3 protein-coding genes are annotated in these 5,476 nt (G+C 40.0%); all 3 read left to right on the top strand.

All coding sequences use genetic code 11. The features are described 5' to 3' along the window. A partial coding sequence (gene moeB, locus WKI49_03860) for a molybdopterin-synthase adenylyltransferase MoeB (protein ID MEJ7621636.1) occupies nucleotides 1–810 on the top strand: 810 nt, incomplete at its 5' end. A gap of 45 nt (nucleotides 811–855) precedes the next feature. Continuing rightward, complete coding sequence (locus WKI49_03855; protein ID MEJ7621635.1) at nucleotides 856–3,867, top strand: helicase; 3,012 nt, start codon at nucleotides 856–858, stop codon at nucleotides 3,865–3,867. Between the two features lie 3 nt (nucleotides 3,868–3,870). Further along, nucleotides 3,871–5,476, top strand: a 1,606-nt coding sequence (locus tag WKI49_03850) for a hypothetical protein (protein MEJ7621634.1), incomplete at its 3' end; no start/stop codon positions are given.

Genomic DNA, 5,476 nt, shown 5'->3' with positions numbered 1-5,476 from the left:
CAGTTTACAGAAGAGCAGATAAAGAGGTATGCAAGGCATATTATCCTGCCAGAGGTTGGTGGCAAAGGGCAGGAGAAACTTCTCAAGTCAAAGGTGCTTGTTATAGGTGCTGGTGGGCTTGGGTCTCCTGCCATATACTACCTTGCTGCTGCTGGTGTAGGCACAATTGGCATAGTGGACTTTGACGTGGTGGACTATTCTAACCTTCAAAGGCAGATACTCCACAACACAGAAAGAGTAGGCATGCCAAAGGTAGAATCCGCACGCATGACAGTGGAAAAGCTAAACCCAGACGTGAAGGTCATAACCTACAACACTATGATAAATAAGTCTAACATTATGGATATCATAAAGGACTATGATGTGGTGCTTGATGGGACTGATAACTTCCCTACGAGGTTTCTCATTAACGATGCTTGCTACTTTCTTGGAAAGCCTCTTGTCTCCGCAGCGATGCTAAGGTTTGAGGGTCAGATAACTGTTTTTGACTACAGAGACAAGGAAAACTCGCCTTGTTATAGATGTCTGTATCCAGAACCACCACCGCCGGGGCTTGTGCCTTCTTGCCAAGAGGCAGGAATATTGGGGTCCATAGGTGGTATAATGGGCTGTATTCAGGCAACAGAAGCCATAAAGATTTTACTGGGTATAGGTGAGCCTCTTGTGGGTAAACTTCTTATAATGGATGCCTTGTCTATGGACTTTAGAAAGGTAAAGCTCCGCAAAGACCCACAATGCCCCCTCTGTGGCAAAGAACCAAAGATAAAGGAACTAATAGAATACGAGCAGGTCTGTGATGCGAGGTTTTAGTCAGAAAAACTAACTTTTTGGCGTTAAGTATTTTATGTGAGAGATATGAAAGACTTAACCATTCTTGAAGGCTTTGTCTTTGAGGGGGCTTTTAAGGTAGGATTTTTGCAAAGGGTAGCACCTGAGTATCTCAAAGGCTTTCAAAGAATTTTCTTTGACCTTTTGAGGACCGAGGGGCTAAAGGAAGAGCTTATAGAAGAGCTTCAAAAGCCTATAGAAGAGTGGGGCAAGATTGGAACAACTATAACACCTGAAAATGCGGAGAGGGTATATACACTTACCACTTACCTACTTGGATATTATGGTGGTCTTTTGTATGCGGAAGATGGCAAAAACATACATCTTGAGAAGTTTGAAATGGGGGAAGAGTCCTCAGATATTGTTTGGAAAAACGCAGACCTTGTCTACATAAAAGGTAAGACTTTATACATAGTGGACTTTAAGCTATCTGGACTTCTCTCCTGGCTAAAGGAAGTCTTTGATAGGGGAAGAAGTGAAGACTTTAGAGACTTGCCAAGACTTCCAGTGGTTAACCCCGGAGTGCCAGTTAACGTTTCCTTGGGAGAATTGGACTTTTCTAAGTTTGTTAAAAACTTCCTATCTCTTAAGCAAACGCTTATGGACCTAAAAGATGTCTTTGTGGAAATAAAGGGCTTTTCTCAATTGGTTTGTTATGCGGTGGACTATCTTACAGAAAAGGGAAATCAAGGACTAAGGGAGCTATGCCTTGAGCTGTTGTATCCTGCTGCGGAGTCCTATAGGATAAGGTTTGTGCTTCCTAAGGATGTATCCGAACTTTCCAAATATAGGGAGGAAGTAAAGGAGATATACAAGAGCTTAAAGAGCAAGGAATGGGCTTATAGTGAGATTGACGAAACTGTAGAAAAGAGGGCAGGAAAGAGAAGAAGGTTAGAAGAGAAACTAAAGGAAGAAATACAAGGGTATCTACAAGAGATAAAGCAAAGAGAGAATAGCCCTGTTGTTGTAAACACAAATCCTATACAAGAAGCAAGGAGAGATGTTAAGGAGAAATTGGAAAAATTCCTTTCCTCTCAAGGAGACTGCAAAGCTATTGCACTACTTCATTCCGCAGGTAGTGGAAAAACTTCTACTTTGAGAAACCTCATACTTAACTCTCAAGGAAAACACATTGTGCTATACATGGCAACGAGGGTAAGCCTTGTAGAAAAGGAAAAGTATAGTGTGGAAAACAGCGGAAAACCTGTAAAGGTTATATACGAAAGAAGAAAAGCACAAGAAGGTAAATTTGTAAGACATATAGGTGAGGGCTTTACGGATGTGGAAGATAGAGAGGGTATAATCAGGAGAATTGTGGACAGGGTCTTGGAGGCGGTAAGAGAAAACCATTCACAGATATGGGGCTTTGCAACTATACAGGCTATTGTAGACACGCCTGCTTTAAACACTGCAAGACATCTTGACAATCTCCTAAGGTCAAATGTTCTTAGACATTACCACATTCATATTATTCTTGACGAGTTTTTGGGCTACAGAAACGGTCTTGATGCGGTGCATAGAATGTTTGAATTTCTTTCAAAGGTGAAGAAAATGGGAGGGAAGGCTTATTTGTATCTTTTTGATGCCAATGGATACTCTCCCGAGCTTTTGGAAAGGCTTATGCATGAGTTTAAGTCTTATGGGGTTGTCCCAGATTCTCTTATCCTTTGTGATTATAAACCCTCTTTGCAAGTTCAATATGATGGGATTCCCTTTGAGATATATGCTAAGCACGGATACCCTGCAAAAGGTCTATACATACACAAGAAGTTTATACTTGACGTAGAACAAAGGGAACAAGAAGAGCTAATAGAACTTATAGGGGACTACGTTATCCAAAACCTGCAAAAGGAAAGCACTGCCTTCTTGTATGTGCAAGACAAGGAGATGATAGCAAAACTTTCTGACTACTTTAACACCAGAGGTGTTTCTAACCTCTACATAACCGCAAGTTCCAGAAAAAGTCAAAAGGATATAAACGAGGGAAGCCAGGATGTTATTATGGGCACTTCTGCAGTTTCAAGGGGTCTTGATTTTAGCAGACCGCACAAACCTGTGGAAAAAATCTTTATAGTCATAACAGACTGGGGTATAGAACAAAACCTTGTTGAAGTTATACAAGCTATTTCAAGGGCAAGGGGTGATGAAATCACAGAACAAAAACCCAGGCATATCCATCTTATTCATGTAATTCAAAAAGAAAATCCATACACTGTTGAAAAGATAACCCAGCTTGTGGAATATCAGGACAAAGACTTGGTAAGTCTTTTTTACAGAAGAGAGCAGTTAAAACAAAAACTATTGCTTGATTCGGTGGTCCAAAGGATTATAGAGGACTTTCTTAGAACTCCAGAAAGGTATGTTATAGTGCCTATTCCTGCACAGCATATCACTATTTATAAACCGCATCGCTTTTCTGAGCTTGAAAATATAATAAAGTTTCTTGAAGATGTCTACATGATGGAATCAAAAGACCAAGAGGTATCAAAGTATATACGTTTGCTGGCAAAAGAGATTCTATCCGGCATGTTTATGTATACAAATGATGTGCCAAGAAAACTTGAAAACGTGGAATATTATCATCCATACATACTTATAAGAGGCAGATTGCATATGGGCTTTGACAATCAGAGAAGAAAGAGGGCAAAGGATTATTTAGAAAAGATTAAGACTAAACTTATGGAGCATAACGAAGAAAGAACAAGAGAAATAGAAGAATTTCTAAACGTTATTGCACCTAAGGAGGTATACGAGACCATCTTTCTTATACCAGTTTACTCTTGGGTCTTTACACAGTATGTTTTGGGCGAACCAAAGGACGAGTATCTTAGGTTTAATATCTCAAGCAGGGTGGGCAGAGGTGGTGCGGTGGTGCTTGGTGCAGGCATGGACATAACTACAAGCTGTAAGAACATCCAAGGGCAAAAGGAATATGCGGTTATTCCTCTTGGAGAAGATTATCCTTACAGAGAGGTTTTAAGTGGACGCTTTGCCAAGTTTCCTATAGAATTTATTTACAGGCTTCTTGTGGAGGGGTAATCTATGGAAAAGGAACTGCCTGCAAGACAGTGGGATGATAGGATGGATGCTTTTTCTAAGGGTGAGCCTTTTAGCAGAAACTTTGTTTGTGCTGGACTTTTCCACAATAGAAACTCACAATACTTAGACAATATGGCAAAGATAGCAAAGAAGTTTATAGATAAGCAGAGTGTGGATGCAGAACTCAGGAAGTTTTTAGAAAATCTAAACTACAGGGTCTCTGGAAATGCCATATATAGTAGGCAGGCGGTCAATAGATGGGTAAGCCTATTTAAGGTTATGAAGTCAGAGCAAAAGGTAGGCTTTTATAGGAAGGCTGAAAATGCGAGGTTTAATGTTGCAGAACTGGACTTGGGAAACCCCTCTGATATTCAACACTATGCGGGTATTATCTTTTTGAGGATAAGAGGGCACGAAGACAAAGAGCTTTCTGAGGAGCTAAAGTATGACCTAAGGCAAGAACTTTTAGAAGACATGCTTGAGGTAGCAGAAGACCAATGGGTAAGAGAGTATCTTGAAAGGGTCAAGGAAATCTTAGAGGACATTAAGCTTGGAGTGTATGGTTCACACTATCGCTTTCCCTTCTCTACTTTAGCTTACTACCTTTTCCCTGTAAACTTTGACCGTTTTGAAAACGTTATACTCGTTTCAAGCGTTAGTATGTATAGCAGGAGACCAGATACCAAGCAAAACCTCTGGCAGGAGCTACAAAAAACCAAAGACTTTGAAGACTTAAAAGGACACTTGGAGAGCACGGGTAAGAGCCTAAAGGACTTGGAGGAGCTTTTAGACCAAGCTTTTAAAGAGGAGAATCTCACCAAGCTTCGCAAAGAGTGGCTAAGGTTTATTAAAAAGGTGCTAAGTGGAGGAATAGAAAGTAAAAAACTTGTGGGTGCTTTCCTTAAGAAAAGGGATACAGGTAAGAAAACCTCTGTAAGCTACGGTTATTATCAAGTGCCAGCAAGGAACTTGGAGCTTTTTGTATTTTATGAAGATGGAATAGACAACAGGCAGATAGAAACCTTAAAGAATAGATTGGCTAATTTTAGATATGCCGGCGATGTGAAAATTAGTGTGAAGGATGTGAAACCAATACATTTACTTTTTGGAGGAAAGGAGTATTTTGAGATTTTAAAGGGTTTGGAAAACAACTCAAGGGAGCTAAAACACGAGGAATCTTTGAAACTTCTGCATACCCTTATGTATTTTACCGCAAGATTGAACGGATTTTTGAGACTTAACTTGGAGCAAAAGGAGAGTATTTTAGGAGTGCTTTTGCTTTTGAATACAGACCTTGAAAAGGACCAGAGGTATGACTTTTGGGATAGTATAAGCTCTCTGTATGATTACTATGGCTTGCCTTTCCAGACAGTAACAAAACGTTTTCTCTCCACGATTAGAAGCGATGCGGTGGTTAAAAATATGCTTATAAGCCTCTATAAGGACTCCAAGATACTTCACTTTAACTTTGATGGCTTTAAACTTCCAGAAGAAGTTGTAGTCTACGTTATACTTGAAAAGCCATCGCCACGCTTCTTCTATGAAAAAGGTGAAATGTCCTCAGTTTCTGCAAGTAGACACTACATGTATGAGGTTTACACTATTGAAT

Source organism: Aquificaceae bacterium, from assembly GCA_037722135.1.
Taxonomy (GTDB): Bacteria; Aquificota; Aquificia; order Aquificales; family Aquificaceae; genus Pampinifervens; species Pampinifervens sericum.
Note: the sequence above shows the minus strand (reverse complement) of the source record. Positions and strands in the feature narration are given on the sequence as shown.